Origin of the sequence: Streptomyces plumbidurans, assembly GCF_019857225.1 — a bacterium.
Lineage (GTDB): Bacteria > Actinomycetota > Actinomycetes > Streptomycetales > Streptomycetaceae > Streptomyces > Streptomyces plumbidurans.
The window spans coordinates 1-1,313 of sequence record NZ_JAFJSY010000159.1; the positions used below are offsets into that span (position 1 = coordinate 1).

General features: G+C 57.3%; 1 rRNA gene. It reads left to right on the forward strand.

The window, feature by feature from the left end:
* Window positions 1–43: 43 nt before the first annotated feature.
* A 23S ribosomal RNA gene (locus tag JYK17_RS40130) occupies window positions 44–1,313 on the forward strand; the annotation flags it as partial.

The following is a 1,313-nucleotide window of genomic DNA, read 5'->3' on the forward strand; positions in this document are numbered from 1 at the left end:
CTGGTCGTTGTTTGAGAACTGCACAGTGGACGCGAGCATCTGTGGCCAAGTTTTTAAGGGCGCACGGTGGATGCCTTGGCACCAGGAACCGATGAAGGACGTGGGAGGCCACGATAGGCCCCGGGGAGTCGTCAACCAGGCTTTGATCCGGGGGTGTCCGAATGGGGAAACCCGGCAGTCGTCATGGGCTGTCACCCTTGCCTGAACACATAGGGCAAGTGGAGGGAACGCGGGGAAGTGAAACATCTCAGTACCCGCAGGAAGAGAAAACAACCGTGATTCCGGGAGTAGTGGCGAGCGAAACCGGATGAGGCCAAACCTACGACGTGTGAGACCCGGCAGGGGTTGCGTTGTGGGGGTTGTGGGATCTCTTGTTCACGGTCTGCCGGCCGTGAGACGAGTGAGAAACCGTTGATGTAGGCGAAGGACATGCGAAAGGTCCGGCGTAGAGGGTAAGACCCCCGTAGTCGAAACGTCAGCGGCTCGTTTGAGAGACACCCAAGTAGCACGGGGCCCGAGAAATCCCGTGTGAATCTGGCGGGACCACCCGCTAAGCCTAAATATTCCCTGGTGACCGATAGCGGATAGTACCGTGAGGGAATGGTGAAAAGTACCGCGGGAGCGGAGTGAAATAGTACCTGAAACCGTGTGCCTACAAGCCGTGGGAGCGTCGGAACAAGGCTTGCCTTGTTCTCGTGACTGCGTGCCTTTTGAAGAATGAGCCTGCGAGTTTGCGGTGTGTTGCGAGGTTAACCCGAGTGGGGCAGCCGTAGCGAAAGCGAGTCCGAACAGGGCGCATGAGTAGCACGCTCAAGACCCGAAGCGGAGTGATCTAGCCATGGGCAGGTTGAAGCGGAGGTAAGACTTCGTGGAGGACCGAACCCACCAGGGTTGAAAACCTGGGGGATGACCTGTGGTTAGGGGTGAAAGGCCAATCAAACTCCGTGATAGCTGGTTCTCCCCGAAATGCATTTAGGTGCAGCGTCGTGTGTTTCTTGCCGGAGGTAGAGCACTGGATAGGCGATGGGCCCTACCGGGTTACTGACCTTAGCCAAACTCCGAATGCCGGTAAGTGAGAGCGCGGCAGTGAGACTGTGGGGGATAAGCTCCATGGTCGAGAGGGAAACAGCCCAGAGCATCGACTAAGGCCCCTAAGCGTACGCTAAGTGGGAAAGGATGTGGAGTCGCAGAGACAACCAGGAGGTTGGCTTAGAAGCAGCCACCCTTGAAAGAGTGCGTAATAGCTCACTGGTCTAGTGATTCCGCGCCGACAATGTAGCGGGGCTCAAGCGTACCGCCGAAGTCGTGTCATT